This is a genomic window from Methylobacterium sp. ARG-1 (assembly GCF_001262595.1).
GTDB lineage: Bacteria > Pseudomonadota > Alphaproteobacteria > Rhizobiales > Beijerinckiaceae > Methylobacterium > Methylobacterium brachiatum.
Map to the genome: position 1 here is coordinate 83939 of NZ_LHCD01000016.1, position 15948 is coordinate 99886.

18 protein-coding genes are annotated in these 15948 nt (G+C 66.5%); 10 read left to right on the forward strand and 8 right to left on the reverse strand.

Annotated features, from left to right (window positions below; all coding sequences use genetic code 11):
* Positions 1-83 precede the first annotated feature (83 nt).
* Together AKJ13_RS16650 and AKJ13_RS16655 are read left to right on the forward strand one after the other, a co-directional pair.
* Positions 84-386 (forward strand): hypothetical protein, encoded by a 303-nt coding sequence (locus AKJ13_RS16650; RefSeq protein ID WP_050734357.1) that lies wholly within the window; start codon positions 84-86, stop codon positions 384-386.
* On the forward strand, positions 383-1006 hold the full coding sequence (locus AKJ13_RS16655) for a hypothetical protein (protein ID WP_050734358.1): 624 nt from the start codon (positions 383-385) through the stop codon (positions 1004-1006). The genes AKJ13_RS16650 and AKJ13_RS16655 overlap by 4 nt, the downstream gene beginning before the upstream one ends.
* 233 nt (positions 1007-1239) lie before the next feature.
* Here the strand turns inward: AKJ13_RS16655 and AKJ13_RS16660 are convergent, their stop codons facing one another.
* On the reverse strand, positions 1240-1599 hold the full coding sequence (locus tag AKJ13_RS16660) for a helix-hairpin-helix domain-containing protein (protein ID WP_050734359.1): 360 nt from the start codon (positions 1597-1599) through the stop codon (positions 1240-1242).
* Positions 1600-1825: 226 nt separating this feature from the next.
* Here AKJ13_RS16660 and rpmF point away from each other — a divergent pair, with 226 nt between their 5' ends.
* Positions 1826-2014, forward strand: a complete 189-nt coding sequence (rpmF, locus tag AKJ13_RS16665) for a 50S ribosomal protein L32 (RefSeq protein WP_003601373.1) — start codon at positions 1826-1828, stop codon at positions 2012-2014.
* Positions 2015-2297: 283 nt separating this feature from the next.
* Here the strand turns inward: rpmF and AKJ13_RS16670 are convergent, their stop codons facing one another.
* Complete coding sequence (locus AKJ13_RS16670) at positions 2298-2612, reverse strand: hypothetical protein (RefSeq protein ID WP_050734360.1); 315 nt, start codon at positions 2610-2612, stop codon at positions 2298-2300.
* Positions 2613-2731: 119 nt separating this feature from the next.
* Positions 2732-3334 carry a polyhydroxyalkanoate synthesis repressor PhaR gene (gene phaR, locus AKJ13_RS16675; RefSeq protein ID WP_050734361.1) on the reverse strand — a complete coding sequence of 201 codons (603 nt, stop codon included), beginning with the start codon at positions 3332-3334 and terminating at the stop codon, positions 2732-2734.
* Positions 3335-3663: 329 nt separating this feature from the next.
* Here phaR and AKJ13_RS16680 point away from each other — a divergent pair, with 329 nt between their 5' ends.
* The 4 genes from AKJ13_RS16680 to AKJ13_RS16695 all read left to right on the forward strand — a co-directional run bounded on the left by AKJ13_RS16680 (position 3664) and on the right by AKJ13_RS16695 (position 6835).
* Entirely contained in the window at positions 3664-4848 is a 1185-nt protein-coding gene (locus tag AKJ13_RS16680) for an acetyl-CoA C-acetyltransferase (RefSeq protein ID WP_050734362.1), read from the forward strand.
* Positions 4849-4964: 116 nt separating this feature from the next.
* The gene (gene phbB / locus AKJ13_RS16685) at positions 4965-5693 is read left to right on the forward strand and encodes an acetoacetyl-CoA reductase (RefSeq protein ID WP_007567122.1); all 729 of its coding nucleotides are present in this window, start codon (positions 4965-4967) and stop codon (positions 5691-5693) included.
* Positions 5694-6124: 431 nt separating this feature from the next.
* Positions 6125-6574 (forward strand): hypothetical protein, encoded by a 450-nt coding sequence (locus tag AKJ13_RS16690; RefSeq protein ID WP_050734385.1) that lies wholly within the window; start codon positions 6125-6127, stop codon positions 6572-6574.
* A gap of 21 nt (positions 6575-6595) precedes the next feature.
* Complete coding sequence (locus tag AKJ13_RS16695; RefSeq protein ID WP_050734363.1) at positions 6596-6835, forward strand: hypothetical protein; 240 nt, start codon at positions 6596-6598, stop codon at positions 6833-6835.
* Positions 6836-7039: 204 nt separating this feature from the next.
* Here AKJ13_RS16695 and AKJ13_RS16700 read toward each other — a convergent pair whose 3' ends face one another.
* Positions 7040-8266: a glycerophosphodiester phosphodiesterase family protein gene (locus AKJ13_RS16700; RefSeq protein ID WP_050734364.1), complete on the reverse strand. Its 1227-nt coding sequence runs from the start codon at positions 8264-8266 to the stop codon at positions 7040-7042.
* A gap of 96 nt (positions 8267-8362) precedes the next feature.
* On the opposite strand from AKJ13_RS16700, the gene AKJ13_RS16705 reads away from it, so the two are divergent.
* Positions 8363-9277 carry a DMT family transporter gene (locus tag AKJ13_RS16705; RefSeq protein ID WP_050734365.1) on the forward strand — a complete coding sequence of 305 codons (915 nt, stop codon included), beginning with the start codon at positions 8363-8365 and terminating at the stop codon, positions 9275-9277.
* Here the strand turns inward: AKJ13_RS16705 and AKJ13_RS16710 are convergent.
* A complete protein-coding gene (locus AKJ13_RS16710) occupies positions 9274-9702 on the reverse strand; it encodes a cupin domain-containing protein (protein ID WP_050734386.1) in 429 nt (142 codons plus the stop codon). The two genes, AKJ13_RS16705 and AKJ13_RS16710, sit on opposite strands and share 4 nt — an antisense overlap.
* Before the next feature lie 78 nt (positions 9703-9780).
* On the opposite strand from AKJ13_RS16710, the gene AKJ13_RS16715 reads away from it, so the two are divergent.
* Entirely contained in the window at positions 9781-10404 is a 624-nt protein-coding gene (locus AKJ13_RS16715) for a ribonuclease H-like domain-containing protein (protein ID WP_050734366.1), read from the forward strand.
* A 163-nt stretch (positions 10405-10567) separates the two neighbouring features.
* Here AKJ13_RS16715 and AKJ13_RS16720 read toward each other — a convergent pair whose 3' ends face one another.
* From AKJ13_RS16720 to glnA, 3 genes are all read right to left on the reverse strand, one after another.
* The gene (locus AKJ13_RS16720) at positions 10568-11206 is read right to left on the reverse strand and encodes a VOC family protein (RefSeq protein ID WP_050734367.1); all 639 of its coding nucleotides are present in this window, start codon (positions 11204-11206) and stop codon (positions 10568-10570) included.
* Between the two features lie 158 nt (positions 11207-11364).
* The gene (locus tag AKJ13_RS31915; protein ID WP_160320612.1) at positions 11365-11532 is read right to left on the reverse strand and encodes a hypothetical protein; all 168 of its coding nucleotides are present in this window, start codon (positions 11530-11532) and stop codon (positions 11365-11367) included.
* A 1568-nt stretch (positions 11533-13100) separates the two neighbouring features.
* Positions 13101-14510 (reverse strand): type I glutamate--ammonia ligase, encoded by a 1410-nt coding sequence (glnA, locus tag AKJ13_RS16730; RefSeq protein ID WP_007567139.1) that lies wholly within the window; start codon positions 14508-14510, stop codon positions 13101-13103.
* Between the two features lie 340 nt (positions 14511-14850).
* Between glnA and AKJ13_RS16735 the strand changes: the two genes are divergently transcribed.
* A complete protein-coding gene (locus AKJ13_RS16735) occupies positions 14851-15885 on the forward strand; it encodes a glutamine synthetase beta-grasp domain-containing protein (protein WP_050734368.1) in 1035 nt (344 codons plus the stop codon).
* Positions 15886-15948: the final 63 nt, after the last annotated feature.

Genomic DNA, 15948 nt, shown 5'->3' on the forward strand with positions numbered 1-15948 from the left:
TCGCCTCTACTGTTATAGGCAAGGCATGTTCCACGCATGACGGGGTGACGGCGCCGCCGCGGGCGGCTAGAGCTTCCCGCCTCATGGAGCGCCTGCTGATCATCCTGGCCGTGCTGATCTGTGTCGTGGCCGGGGTCGCGGTGGTCGGCATGTCGGCACGCAGCCGGCGCGCGCCGCTGCGCATGGGCTCCGAGCTCGACGCCGAGGACGAGCACCTCCTGATCGGCACAGTCGGCCCGTCGCAGAGCCTGATCGACCGCGAGGCCGAGGTGCTCGACCCGCGCCTGCTGGATGTGGAGTCGTTCGACCTGAAACCGATCCCAACCCCCGAGCGGACCGCGCGGATCGCGCCGCCGCCTCCCGAAGCGCCGGAATCGGGCCGATGAGGGCCGTGCGTCCCGGCGCGGCGGGCCTGATGCTCGCCCTACTGGCCGCCCCGGCGGCGCTGTCGGCGCCGGCTGCGCAGCCTCCGGCCCAAACTGGGCCCACGCCAGCCGAGCCCGCGCCGGAGCCCACTCCCGCTGCCGCCCCGCCGGTGGAGCAGCCCTGCGGGTCCGGCGCGGCGCGCTACGAGGGCGGCAAGGGGTTCGCCATGGTGGTGACGCGGTCCGGGCAGGTGCGCACCACCAATCCGCTCCGGCCGCTGACCCCGGAGGTGAACGAGGTCCTGCAGGTCGTGATCGCCGGCAAGGTCGCCACCGCGTACGGGCCGGATTTCTCGACGCTGCGGCGCGGCACCGCCCCGGCCACCATCGAGGCGATGCTGGGCGGTCCGATCCATTGGCAACCGGCCTTGCCGACCCTGCCGGACCCGATCGCCATCGTCACCGAGGAGGGGGCGACCCTGGCGCAGCTGGCGTTCCGCGCCTGCGAGAATCCCCCCGCGGTCAAGGCTGCGCCGAAGCCCCAGGCCAAGAAGAAGGCCCCGGCCAAGCGCGCGGCCCCGAAGCCGGCCGAGAAGGCGCCCCCGGGCTTCTCCGTGCCCCAGGGCGCGATCGCCGAGTAGGCGGGGCAGGGGCTAATCGTTGTCAGCGGATGGTGCTTGCAGGACGTGACGCGGGTTGCCCTGTCGCACGGGACGCAGAGAGCCGGAGAGGGGACGCGATCTCTCCGGGAGAGCCGGTCGTCCCTCACCCCAGCCCTCTCCCGCAGGGGAGAGGGGGCCTGTCGCGTCTGGCATCGGCCAACGTGGAACAACGCCCCCGCTCGCCGGGGCAGCCCGTTGGCGGGCGTCAAAAACTACTTCTGCTTGGCGATGACCTTGTCCTTGATCCCGTCATAGACGTTCTTCGGGATGATCTTCTTGGAGACCAGCTCGTCCTTGCCGTGGTAGGGCCGGCCCTTGATGATTGCGGCGGCGCGGGCCTCGCCGATACCCGGCAGGGCGTCGAGCTCGGCGGCGCTGGCGCTGTTGAGGTCGAGCAGGGCACCCTTGGCGGCGTTGGGGGACCCGGCCACGGGCGCGCTCGGGGTGGCCGGCTTGGTGGGAGCGGTCGGGGCCGCGGGGCTCGACGTCTGGGGCGCCTGCGCCGAGGCGGGCGCCACCATCAGGCTCGAAAGCAGGGCGAGGGCGGCAAAAGTCTTTTTGGAGGAAGCCATGGCGGTTCTCCCGAGGGGCCGGCCCGCTGCGCGGTGCCGTGGCCCGGATCTACGTCCCGGCGACTTGAACCCCGGCTTAACGGTTGTGGTGCGGCGCCTCTAGCCACGGCCGAGCGCCGGCGTTATAAGCGCGCCCTCATCCGTATCCCGCGGTGTGCGAGGCGATCCTCGATCGAGGAGCCGCCCGCGCGCCGCTTTGCCCGCGGCATCACGAAGGATCCCTGCCATGGCCGTTCCGAAGCGAAAGACTTCCCCCTCCCGTCGCGGCATGCGCCGCTCGGCCGACGCCCTCAAGGCGCCGACCTATGTCGAGGACAAGGATTCGGGCGAGCTGCGCCGTCCCCACCATATCGACCTGAAGACCGGCATGTATCGCGGCCGTCAGGTGCTGAAGGTGAAGTCGGCCGAGGCGTAAGCTTCGGAATCGATTCCAGATCCGGGACAACCCAGTCTCGGCCTTATCATGAGGTGCGCGCGCGAAGCGGGCGCCTCAAGGATCCTTCCGGACGACACAAAGAGTCCTCGCCCCTTGAGGCCCGCTGAGGCGGTCACCTCAGGATGAGGGGTGCGATGGGATCTGTGTGACGCGCGCGTCCGGGCTGGCATGATCGCGAGCGCAGCGACCTTGGGCGGCATGCTCTGCGGACGTAGCGATCCGTTGAGTTGCTTCGCTATGACGGCAAGGTGATCAAGAACCGTTACGCCAGCCGGCGTGCGGCCTCCGCGTAGCGCGCCGCAGCTGCCCGGGTGCGTTCCAGCCGCGACGGCCTGAGGGTCGGATCGCTGGCGGTCAGCAGGTGCGTGACGAAGCCTGCGGCCGCCCCGCCCGTGCCGAATCGGTCCGGCGGGAAGATCGCCGCGCGCGGCTCTGGCCGCCCCCCATCCAGAACCACCAGGGCCCGGACCGGCGGGATCGCGTCCGTGGACGCGACCGACCCGCTGGCGGCGGCTGCAGGGCGGGCCAGCCCGCTCCAGGCTGCACCGGTCCGGCCGATTCTCCCGATGCGCGTCATGGCGACACCCTCCGCACGTTTCCGTGCCCGTATCGCAAACGTGGGGCTGGCCTTAACGGTTCGTCAACTAATCGGAAACACGTAGTCGCACCCCCGTGACTGGTTTTGGCCAGCCAATGTCACTTCTTGGCGAGCGCCTCGAGGCGTTGCTGCATCTCCAGCATCTGCCGCTTGAGGTCGTCGAGCTCGCCTCCGGAATAGGCCGGCGTGCCCTGCGGCGGCGCCTGCGGGGCCGGGGGCTGCGCCCCACCGGCGGGCGGCGCGAAACCGGTGAACATCTTCATGGCGTCGCCGAAGAAGTTCATGTTGGTCCGCACCGACTGCTCGATCGCGTTCTGGAACGCGGCCGGGCCGAAGCTGTGGGCGAATTTCTCACGCAGGCCGTCCTGGTCCTTGGCGAAGTTCGCCATCGAGAATTCCAGGAAGCTCGGCACCATGGTGCGCATGCTGTCGCCGTAGAAGCGGATCAGCTGGCGCAGGAACGCCACCGGCAGCAGGTTCTCGGCGCCGGCCTTGTTCTCCTGCTCGAAGATGATCTGCGTCAGCACCGAGCGGGTGATGTCGTCGCCCGCGCGCGCATCGTAGACGACGAAATCCTCGCCGTTCTGGACCATCGTGGCGAGGTCTTCCAACGTCACGTAGGTCGAGGTGCCGGTGTGATACAGGCGCCGGTTGGCGTATTTCTTGATGACGGTCTGGGTGACCTTGACGGTATCCGCCATCGGGAACGGCCTTTCTGGACTCGGGACTCTAGGGGCGTTTCAGGCTCGCGCGATGCGACCCGGCGGGGATCGTCTTCGCGCCCGCAACACGATCCTTAAAGCCTTCCACGGGCGCAGAAAACAGCAAACTGCGCCTCTTCAACGCAGAATAATGCCGGGTGCGAGCCCGCGCACAGACCATTTCAGTCTCTCAGCCGCGTCATCGAGGCGTTTTCAGGCTTGAGCGCGATCCTTGACTTCGCCGATCCGAGGCCCTTCATCGCGGGACAGGCTTCAGAGCGCGCCCGGATCGAGGAAGGCGCGCCGGCTCGTAAGAGGAGAACGTTCACATGGCAGGCAGCGAAGAGATCGTCATCGTCGGGGCCGCGCGCACCGCGGTCGGCTCGTTCGGCGGCGCCTTCGGGGCGGTGCCGGCCCACGAGCTCGGCGCCACCGCGATCAAGGCCGCCCTGGAGCGCGCCAACGTGTCCCCCGAGGACGTGGACGAGGTGATCTTCGGCCAGGTGCTCACCGCCGGCGCCGGCCAGAACCCCGCCCGCCAGGCCGCGATCAAGGCCGGCATCCCCGAGAAGGCCACCGCTTGGGGCCTCAATCAGGTCTGCGGCTCGGGCCTGCGCACGGTGGCCATCGGCATGCAGCAGATCGCCAACGGCGACGCCACCGTGATCGTGGCCGGCGGCCAGGAGTCGATGTCGCTGTCGCCCCACGCCCAGTACCTGCGCGGCGGCCAGAAGATGGGCGACATCAAGCTCGTCGACACGATGATCAAGGACGGGCTCTGGGACGCCTTCAACGGCTACCACATGGGCCAGACCGCCGAGAACGTCGCCCAGGCCTTCCAGCTCACCCGGGAGCAGCAGGACCAGTTCGCCACCCGCTCGCAGAACAAGGCCGAGGCCGCCCGCAAGGAGGGCCGGTTCAAGGACGAGATCGTGCCGGTGACGATCCCCGGCAAGAAGGGCGACACCGTCGTCGACACCGACGAGTACATTCGCGACGGCGCCACCGTTGAGGCGATGGCCAAGCTCAAACCGGCCTTCTCCAAGGAGGGCACGGTGACGGCCGCCAACGCGTCCGGCCTGAACGACGGCGCCGCCGCCCTCGTGCTGATGTCGGCCTCCGAGGCCGAGAAGCGCGGGCTGACGCCGCTCGCCAAGATCAAGTCCTGGGCGACCGCGGGCGTCGACCCGAAGGTGATGGGCACCGGCCCGATCCCGGCCTCGCGCAAGGCCCTCGAGAAGGCCGGCTGGAAGCCCTCCGACCTCGACCTGATCGAGGCCAACGAGGCTTTCGCCGCGCAGGCGCTGGCGGTGAACAAGGATATGGGCTGGGACGATTCGAAGGTGAACGTCAACGGAGGCGCCATCGCCATCGGCCACCCGATCGGCGCCTCGGGCGCCCGAGTGCTCGTCACCCTGCTGCACGAGATGAAGCGCCGCGACGCCAAGAAGGGCCTCGCCACGCTCTGCATCGGCGGCGGCATGGGCGTCGCGATGTGTGTCGAGCGGCCCTGATCCTTTTGTAACGTCCGGCTGCCCACCAATATAGACTTGAGTCCTAACTCAGAAAAAATCGCGTGCGGACGCCATCCGCACGCGGCATCACGTGATGCGAACAGGAGGAAACAACAATGGCTCAAGGACGCGTCGCACTCGTGACGGGCGGCACCCGCGGTATCGGCGCCGCGATCTCGAAGGGCTTGCAGGCCAAGGGCTACAAGGTCGCGGCCAATTACGGCGGCAACGACGAGGCGGCCCAGGCCTTCAAGGCCGAGACCGGCATCCCGGTCTTCAAGTTCGACGTGGGTGATCTGGCCAGCTGCGAGGCCGGCATCAAGGCGATCGAGTCCGAAGTCGGGCCGATCGAGGTGCTGGTCAACAATGCCGGCATCACCCGCGACGGCGCCTTCCACAAGATGACCTTCGACAAGTGGCAGGCGGTCATCAAGACCAACCTCGACTCGATGTTCACCTGCACCCGGCCGCTGATCGAGGGCATGCGCAACCGCGGCTTCGGCCGGATCATCATCATTTCGTCGATCAACGGCCAGAAGGGCCAGGCCGGCCAGACCAATTACTCGGCCGCCAAGGCCGGCGTGATCGGCTTCGCCAAGGCGCTGGCCCAGGAGAGCGCTTCCAAGGGCATCACGGTCAACGTGATCGCACCGGGCTACATCGCCACCGACATGGTGATGGCGGTGCCGGAGGAGATCCGCAACAAGATCATCGCCACGATCCCGACCGGCCGCCTCGGCAAGGCCGAGGAGATCGCCCACGCGGTCGAGTATCTGGCGAGCGATGAGGCGGGCTTCATCAACGGCTCGACGCTCACCGTGAACGGCGGCCAGCACTTCGTCTAACCGCTTTTTGGGGTGTACAGGGCGCGCCCGGTTCCGCCGGGGCGCCGAAGCTCATCACAGACGCCGCGTTGCCCTGCCGGGCCGCGCGGCGTTTCTTTTTGGATGTCATGCGCCGCCGGGCTTCGGAACGGCCTATCTCCAACGCCCCCTCGTCCTGAGGCGTCGAAGCGGAGCGAGGCCTGGGACCGCCGGACGCCGTCCTGCCGATGGCCGGCCTTCAGCAGGGAAGACTTCGCAGGCTGCGCAATCCTGACGAATCCGTTCCTGCGCCGTAGATCCTGTCGAAATGCGTGTGGATCTGTGCATTGCGGGAGCCGGCGCGCGAAATCGCACAGGTGCTCCGGAGCACGAACAATTTGAGCGGTCCCGGATAGGTCTCGTTTCAGCCGGACGTGGTTGTTCACGCCAGCAAGAACGAAGGCCTCGACACGATGAACACCACATTCACCATGCGCCAGTCCGGTGAAGATCTTGCCGCCGACCGGAAGATCCGTGCGCGTGGCGTCTCGACCCTCGCCAAGCTCGGCCTCGCCGCCGCCTGCGCGCTCGGCCTCGCTGCCTGCGTCACCCCGCAGGAGCGGCACGCCATGGATGGCAACCAGTGCTACGCGTTTGGGTTCGAGCCGGGAACCGACGCCTTCGCCCAGTGCATGATGGATCTCCATCAGCAGCGCGCGCTGACCCAGGCCAACCGGGACCTGTACTGGCAGTCCCACTTCGCCGAGCAGACCCGCCGCCGGGAGGCACAGCAGGATCTCTACAAGCAGATGAGCCTGCAGCGCAGCGGCGACACGCGCTTCCCCGTCTGCGGCGCCGCCTCGGATGGCGGCATGGACCGCCGGACCATGACCTGGTTCGGCCCGAACTGCCGCGCCCGCTGATCCCGATCCGGAGCGACCCCCATGTCCGATCTCATCGCCCGCGGTCCGCGGAACCCGAGCCGGCTCATCTTCGTCGCCACCGCCCTGGTCGGCGCAGCGACCGGATTCGCGACCGGCAACTTCGGGTTGTTCTGCCTGGCCGTCCTCGGCTGCGCGATCCTGTTGTCCGCCAGCTACGCGCTGGTCCGGCGCTGGCTCGGTTGGGAGCCGCTGAAGATCGACGACCTGTTCGACGTGGTGCGGCTGCTGTCGCCGCACTGATCCTCTTCCCGTCGCGGGCCACGCGCAGGGAATCCGAGACGACCGGCCCACTCCGAAGGCTGGCCAGTCACATTTCGCATCATCGCCGCCGCATCCACGTCCCAGAGACCGCCATGACCCTCGCCCTGATTCTCGCCAGCCTCCTGCTCGTCAATTTCGTGATGGCGGGCCTATTCTCGCTCGTCGCCCTTTGGGCCGACTGAGCTAGGGCGCACCGACGCAATTGGCGTAGAAGGTCGTCGTCGCCGGCCAGTCCGAGAACACGCCGAGCACACCGACTTGGCCGTGCAGCACGTCCAGCAGCCGCAGGATGTCGCCATCCCCAGTCACCACCGGTTTGATTGACTGGTAGTAGTATCCGCCGCCCTCTTTCAGCGGCCCCGAGCGCTCCAGCGACCAGGCGATCAGGCCGAGCCCGGCCTTCTTCGCCTCCCTTGCATAGGTGGAGGGCTCGATCGCACCGTCGGCACCGGGACGGACCAACATCCATAAGGGCGGCGCCAGGATCTTCACCCCCTTGGCGGCGAGCTCCGCCATGCCGGGCTTCCAGGTCTCCGGCTTCTCCGGATCGAAGCCCTTGGTGGTCTCGTCGCGGTCGTCGAGGAAGATCGCCTGGCGGCCGAATTCAGGGTCCTTCTCCAGCCAGTACAGGATATCCCGGAGCTGGAAGCTCTGCGGATACACGTCGGAAGCCGGGATCCCGGCCTGCTTGTACTCGTCGATCAGCTGCTGAGCGTATTGATCCTGGGTGTAGCTGCCCTCGAACGGCATCGGCACCTGGGGCGCCTTCAGCTCGGGGGTGAACTTGCGGCCCATCCCCTTCACCAGGGTGATGTACTCCTTGTGGGACATCAGCGTGCCGGTTGTGGCGTAGAGGTCGGTGCGCCAGTGCGGCGTCGCGTTCATGTAGGCGGCGACGGTGGTTGCGTCCGGGTCGGCCGCGTCCATCTTGCCGTTGAGCGACTTGAACTCGGCCAAGGTCAGGTCGCTGGTGCAGCACTTGGCCGAGGCCTTGCGGCCGGTGGCCGGGTCGGCCGGCTCGAACCCCTTGGTGCATTTCGCGGCGAAGTTCGGCCGGGCCAGGATGTCGGTGGTCGTGTGCAGGTCACACTGGCTGTGCCGGCAGACCAGCTGGCGGTCCTTCGTGAAGGCGACGTCGCACTCGATGATCCCGGCGCCCATCCGGTAGGCGGCGAGCAGCCCCTCCTTTGTATGCTCCGGGAACATCAGCGGCGCGCCCCGGTGCGAGATCGAGAAGGTTCTCGGCGTGTAGGGCCGGTCGATGCCGCAGGCGGCCATGTGGTCCTTCAGCGGCCCGGGCTTCAGCTGGTCGACGAGGTAGAACGGGCGCGGTCCGAGCTGCACGCCCTCGCCGGCGAGCGCCGAGCCTCCCGTCAGCAGCAGCCCGAGGACAGCAAGGATCGCGCGCATCGACAGATCTCCCGGTTGCAGCGCCCGTAGAGCGCGACCGTGACAGGGGCGTGAAGCAGCCTCGCCGACTCAAGCCGTGCATGATAGCTGCGATTCATGAGCCAGACAGCGTCATCTTCGGCCCGCGACAGGGCGCGCTCGGCCGCGACCGTGGCGGGGTTCGGGGCGATCCTGCTGTGGTCGCTGCTCGCCCTGTTCGCCGCGGCCTCCGGCACGGTGCCGCCTTTCCAGCTCGCCGCCATGACCTTCTGGATCGGCGGCCTGTGCGGCTGCGCCACCTGGATCGCCCGGCCGTCCCGGGCCTGGGCTCTACTCCAGCCCTGGCCGGTCTGGCTCCTCGGCGTCGGCGGGTTGTTCGGGTATCACGCGCTCTATTTCAGCGCCCTGCGCCTCGCCCCGCCTGCCGAGGCGGGCTTGATCAATTACCTCTGGCCGCTGCTGATCGTCCTGTTCTCCGCCCGGCTGCCGGGCGCGGGCGGGCTGCGCGCGGGCCATGTCGCGGGCGCGGCTCTGGGGCTGGCCGGCGTGGCCGCCCTGTTCGCCGGCCGGGGCAATCTCGATTTCGCCGCGGGGGCGTTTCCGGGCTACGCCGCCGCCCTGGGGGCGGCCTTCGTGTGGGCCGCCTACTCGGTTCTGTCCGCCCGGGTCGGCGAGGTGCCGACCGACGCCGTCGCGGGCTTCTGCTTGGTCACGGCGGCCCTGAGCCTGGCCTGCCACCTCGCCTTCGAGACGACGCTCTGGCCCGCGGACGCCACGCAATGGGGCGCGGTGCTGCTCCTCGGGATCGGGCCGGTGGGGGCCGCCTTCTATCTCTGGGATATCGGCTGCAAGCGCGGCGATGTCCGCCTGCTCGGCGTCACCGCCTACGCGGCCCCGGTCCTGTCGACTCTGATCCTGGTGGCGACCGGCTATGCCAAGCCTGTGCCGGCTCTGGCGCTGGCCTGCCTGCTCATCGTGGCCGGCGCGCTGACGGCGGTGCGCGCCTCGCGGGCGGAGCCGAAGGCGGTTTAGCCCCGCGGCGTCGGCCGCCAATCCGGCGGGGCCATCTCGAAGCCCGCGAAATCGAAGCCCGGCGAGACCGTGCAGCCAACCAGCGTCCAGGCGCCCAGGCTGGTGGCGGTCTGCCAGTGCCCCGCCGGGACTACGCATTGCGGGCGCTGCCCGGCCGCGAGATCCGGCCCGAGATGCTGGGCGGTGGCGTCGTGGCCGTTCGGGCTGGTCGTGATCACCAGCGGCGCGCCCGCGTGCCAGTGCCAGATCTCGGTGGCGTCAACCCGGTGCCAGGCGGAGGCCTCGCCGATATCGAGCAGGAAGTAGATCGCGGTGCCGACCGAGCGCCCGTCCACCGTGCGCGGGTCGCGGAAGGTCTCGCGGTAATGCCCGCCCTCCGGATGGGGCTTCAGCCCCAGGGTCGCGATCACCTCGGCTGCCGTCATCATGCGCGTCTCCGTCCTTCGCTTGCCGCCACTCGGCGCCGATGGTACCGGCCAAATCGTTGGAAGGTCCCGAAAAAGATGCCGAGCCCGATTGTACGCCTCCACCGCGGCGACCTGCCCGTCGATTACGATGCGGGCCGGGCTGTGGCCATCGATACCGAGACGCTCGGGCTCAACCCGCATCGGGACCGGCTCTGCGTGGTGCAGATCTCCACCGGCGACGGCACGGCCGACGTGGTCCAGATCCCCCAGGACGGTCCGGAGCCGGTCGTGCTCAAGCGCGTCCTCGCGGATCCCGATATCCTCAAGATCTTCCACTTCGCCCGGTTCGACGTGGCAGTGCTGTTCAAGGCGTTCGGGGTGATGCCGGGGCCGGTCTACTGCACCAAGATCGCCTCGAAGCTCGCCCGCACCTACACCGACCGTCACGGGCTCAAGGACGTGGTCCGCGAGCTCGTGGGCGTCGACCTGTCGAAGCAGCAGCAATCCTCCGACTGGGGGGCCGAGACCCTGACGCAGGCGCAGCAGGATTACGCGGCTTCCGACGTACTCTACCTCCACGCCGCCCGGGAGCGGCTCGACGCCATGCTGGCCCGGGAGGGCCGCACCGATCTCGCCGCCGCCTGCTTCGCCTTCCTGCCCACCCGCGCCCGGCTCGACCTCGACGGCTGGCCCGAGACCGACATCTTCGCGCATACGTGAACGATGCTGCCGGCCGCGGGGCAATTCCAGCAGGGCCTGAGACTTTCCCGTCACCGCAGCGCGAACGGTCGCTGCTAGGTTGCGCCCGCCGAGGCTCGCGAGTCCCGGCCAGGCCCTCCTCGCTGGTCACCCACCCGATCAGGCCGGCGAGGAGGGTCCGTCCTCAGGTCAGGGTCCGCAGGCCGGACGGCGTCGCGATCCGGGCTGTCCAGCGCGGGGCCGGGCCGGCCTCGATCCGCGGCGGGTCGGTGAGGCCGAGGTCCGCATGGAGCGCCGCCACCGCTTCCGGCTCCGGATGGGTGAGCGAGAAATCATCGAGATGCGCCCCGAAATCCGGCATCGTCCCGGCCGGGTGCGGGCGGTCGCCCCAGTCCATCACGTAGGGCGCGGCGCCGTCTGCCGGCCAGGTCCCGTCCGGGCGCAGGCCGAAGCGCCACGACAGCGTGCCCCGGGTCAGCGTCGCCGCCGCGCCGAGCAGGTCGGGATGGGCGGCAAGCAGGGAGTCGAGACCGTCGGTGCGGGCGACGAAGCCGCGCAGCCGCCGCCCGGCCTCCCAATCCGCCCGCACCCGCGCCGCATCGCCGAGGCCGAACCAGCGGGCGCGGGGTGGCGGCGCTGCCTCGGGATTGACGGCGATCACTTCGAGGAACGTGGATGCGCCGAGGCGGAGAAGGTGGTTGCGGGTGCCCATTTCGTGGTGGCGCCCGCCCTCCGGCATGTCGAGGCCGAGGCAGGCCCGGACATGGGCCACGCCCTCCGCGAGGTCTGGGGCCACGACGACGAGGTGGTCGAGGGTGAGCATCCGTGCATCTGCCGCTTTGTGCGATCGAGACGTCCGCGTGTCACAAGCTCGTCCGCAGGTCGAGATGAACCGGATAAGGAAGCGTCGAAGGTCCTTCGGATCACGGAGGTGCAAGTCGATGCAGGCGGTGGCCCCGAGTTTCATCCGTTCCTTCGGTGTCAGGTCGCTCTCCAGCACCGCGCCTTTGAAATCGTGCAAGCAGCGCCATCCCCGCCCTTGAAGCAGCCAAGAATCGCGGCGGTGGCTTCCTCGAGCGACGCGTCCTGATCGTCGATGCTCTGATTGAACCGCTCACCGAAGGGGATGAATTCCGGTCTGGCGGGCATCCCGTCCCGATTCCCGCCGCGCCCGGTTCCGCAGCTTGCTCTGCCGGCTCACGACTGCTTTCGCGTCACAATCGGTCTCGCACTCTCTCGGGGAAGGCTCTGAGTTCGGCGCCATCGTAGAACACGATGTCTGCCTCCGACGACCACCACAGCTTTCGCAGTTCCTCGTCCGAGACATCGTCCTGCGTGAGGGTGTCAAGATAGGCCTTCAAGCGGCCTCGTACGGTGTCGTCCTTGAAAGGGGAAAGAATCCATTGAATTATCGCGTCTTAAGTCGAAAAATCATCCATAAGATCTTGATGGAATTGACGTGTGAATGTGTCAAATTCCGACGATTTTACCGACGGACGTAAAGCCAATTGGATAATAATTCCAGGGTAGAAGACGTGTTTCGAAATATCTCTTTCACCAGCATCGAGTGGTGTAGGTATGAAAGTTGTAAATGAAAATATTTCGATCATTTCCAGACCATCTATAAATCATAGTCGATCACAGATCTTATTCAGCAACAATCTTAGTGAAGGTGCAGAATGGAACAACCAATGCGCTTTCGAGTCGTTCCACATATCTAATAATTCCTTGCCGTCGAAATCGTCGCTTGTGACACGAGATAGATAGTCACGCAAAGATAAACGGCGCTCTTGCGAAAACGGTTCTATGACAAATTGCAAAAGTTCCGATTCCGTGCTAAAAATGAGATCGACATCTTGAAGAAACGTTCGGTCAATTCGTCGAACTCTGGATGTGTAGCCATATCAATCTCCTTCATTGTAAGAAAACGCTGATTGTACGTGATAAACTCGCGACGACCGTCGATCGCGGACTATGTATATGGCTACGCCATACGTATTTCTCATGTACATCACGCCATCTTTGGTAATGTATGCCTCGCGGCCAGTTCGATATTCGAAACGAGTGGTAAAGTACGCGCGATCTTTCTCCCCAGATGCCACTTCATCAACGCGCTGCGCGTTGATTTCCAACGTTCGATTAACGAGGTCGTTAGCTGATTATCGGGAGTCAAACGAGCCGTCGCGTTGCAGTCCGCCATGGGCCAACAGGTTTCCCCATTGGCTCTTCCGTACGCGTTCCATCATCTCTTCGTCGGTCTTTCCGACGTGTGCCTCAATTGTATGCCCCCCAATTTTACCTCTTCTTCTTCTAAAACTACATCATATTGTATCTATCTTTGTCGCTGACATTATATATGCGTGCTGTGTCGTCGTTCTCAGGCCGAACTGAACCGTCGGCACTCGTCCATTGACCGCCGTCCGATTGGCCGGCCGGCACCCGCGGTTGGCCGGGATTGTAGGCGCGAAGGATGAGGCAGAGCCGAAGCAGCTTCACCTCAACGCTGAGAGCTGCCAACTGCCACCGCGACCGGGCGACGACGATCTCTTTCGTGACTATGAATCACCCCACTCGCGAGCGGGTCATTCTTAGGCTCATAATCTTATGCGTCGAGAATGTTCTTGTTTTGTTCTATAGCTGGCGCTCAAGTTGGCGAAGGACGCTTCCACCTCTTCTCACAGTCGAGGGCCGGGCGTCACGCCCGGCCCCCTCTCACATCACAGCGAGTAGTACTGCACGAACTCGATCGGGTGCGGGGTCATCTCGTAACGCAGCACCTCGGTCATCTTCAGCTCGATGAACGAGTCGATCTGGTCGTCCGTGAACACGCCGCCTTCCTTGAGGAAGGTCCGGTCCTTGTCGAGGCTGGTGAGCGCCTCGCGGAGCGAGCCGCACACGGTCGGGATCTTCTTCAGCTCCCGGGGCGGCAGCTCGTAGAGGTCCTTGTCCATGGCCGGGCCCGGATCGATCTTGTTGCGGATGCCGTCGAGGCCGGCCATCAGCAGGGCCGAGAAGGCCAGGTAGGGGTTCGCCATCGGGTCGGGGAAGCGGACCTCGACGCGCTTGGCGTTCGGGCTCTTGGTCCACGGGATCCGGCAGGAGGCCGAGCGGTTGCGCGCCGAGTAGGCGAGCAGCACCGGCGCCTCGTAGCCCGGCACCAGCCGCTTGTAGGAATTGGTCGACGGGTTGGTGAAGGCGTTGAGCGCCTTGGCGTGGCGGATGATGCCGCCGATGTACCAGAGGCATTCCTGGCTGAGGCCGGCATACTTGTCGCCGGCGAAGACCGGCTTGCCGTCCTTCCAGATCGACTGGTGGACGTGCATGCCCGAGCCGTTATCGCCGTAGACGGGCTTGGGCATGAAGGTCGCCGACTTGCCGTAGCTCTGGGCGACGTTGTGGATGCAGTACTTGTAGATCTGCATGTGGTCGGCGAGCTTGGTCAGCACGTCGAACTTCATGCCGAGTTCGTGCTGGGCGCTGGCTACCTCGTGGTGGTGCTTCTCGACCTTCACGCCCATGGACTGCATCGCGGCCAGCATCTCGCCGCGCATGTCCTGAGCCGAATCCTGCGGGGGGACCGGGAAGTAGCCGCCCTTGGTCTGGACCCGGTGGCCGAGATTGCCGCCCTCGTAATCGGTGAAGCCGTTGGTCGGCAGCTCGTTCGAGTCGAGCTCGAAGCCGGTCCGGTACGGGTCGGCCGCGAACTTCACGTCGTCGAACACGAAGAACTCGGCCTCGGGGCCGACATAGATCGTGTCGCCGATCCCGGTCTGCTGCAGATAGGCCTCGGCGCGCTTGGCGGTGCCGCGGGGATCGCGCGAATAGGGCTCGCCGGTGGCGGGCTCGAGCACGTCGCAGACGATCGACAGGGTCGAGGCCGAGAAGAACGGGTCCAGGCAGGCGGTGGACGGATCCGGCATCAGCAGCATGTCGGACTCGTTGATCGCCTTCCAGCCGGCGATCGAGGAGCCGTCGAACATCGTGCCTTCGGCGAAGATCTCGTCGTCGATGAGCGACACGTCGAACGTCACGTGCTGCCACTTGCCGCGGGGGTCTGTGAACCGGAAGTCCACGTAGCGTACGTCGTTGTCCCGGATGGTCTTCAGAACCTCGGCCGCAGTCGTCATCGTGGGCATCCTCCAGGAAAGGCGTCGGGGATTCTCGCGCGGGGCGTCCACCTTGGGTCGGGCCGCACCGGCCGCGCCGCTTGATATCCGTCGCGGGGCCGCCTTGCCACCCGGGCAGACGGGGAATCGCTCACGGAGCGAGAGGTTTGGCCCATGCGGGCTGCGCGCTCTCGATAGCGTGAACGGCGGTCAGAGGGAATTGGCCCCATCCGGGGTCCGGCGACGCGGGTTCTGGCATGCTCCATGCAAAGGCGGCAGCGGCCGTCGAGGCGGCGGCAAGCCGTTCGCGTCGCCCGGGATTTGACCAGGTCGCGCATCGACAACGGACGAGAGAACCGGAATGACGAAATATAAGCTCGAGTATATATGGCTCGACGGGTACACGCCGGTCCCGAATCTGCGCGGCAAGACGCAGATCAAGGAATTCGACAGCTTCCCGACCCTCGACCAGCTCCCGATGTGGGGCTTCGACGGCTCGTCCACGAAGCAGGCCGAGGGCGGCAGCTCCGACTGCATGCTCAAGCCCGTGCGCCACTTCCCCGACCCGGCCCGAAAGAACGGCGTCCTGGTCCTGTGCGAAGTGATGATGCCGGACGGCAAGACCCCGCACGAGTCCAACAAGCGTGCCACCATCCTGGATGACGCTGGCGCCTGGTTCGGCTTCGAGCAGGAGTACTTCCTGTACAAGGACGGCCGCCCGCTCGGCTTCCCGGCCAGCGGCTTCCCGGCCCCGCAGGGCCCGTACTACACCGGCGTCGGCTATTCGAATGTCGGCGACGTCGCCCGCAAGATCGTCGAGGAGCATCTCGACCTCTGCCTCGACGCCGGCATCAACCACGAGGGCATCAACGCCGAGGTGGCCAAGGGCCAGTGGGAATTCCAGATCTTCGGCAAGGGCTCCAAGAAGGCCGCCGACGAGATGTGGATGGCCCGCTACCTCCTGCAGCGCCTGTGCGAGAAATACGGCATCGACGTCGAGTACCATTGCAAGCCGCTCGGCGACACCGACTGGAACGGCTCGGGCATGCACTGCAACTTCTCGACCTCGTTCATGCGTGAGCATGGCGGCAAGGCCTATTTCGAGAAGCTCATGGAGGCGTTCAAGAACGCCCGCGAGGACCACATCGCCGTCTACGGCCCGGACAACCACATGCGGCTGACCGGCAAGCACGAGACCGCCTCGATCCACGAATTCTCGTACGGCGTGGCTGACCGCGGCGCCTCGATCCGCGTGCCCCACTCCTTCGTGAACAACAACTACAAGGGCTATCTGGAGGATCGCCGCCCGAACTCGCAAGGCGACCCCTACCAGATCGCCTCGCAGGTGCTGAAGACGATCTCTTCGGTGCCGACCGAGGCCGCTGTCGCCGCCTAAGGCGGAACGGGAGCCCCGGGCTTCCGATGAAACGTTCCGGAGCCGGGCCCGCGCGCCCGGCTT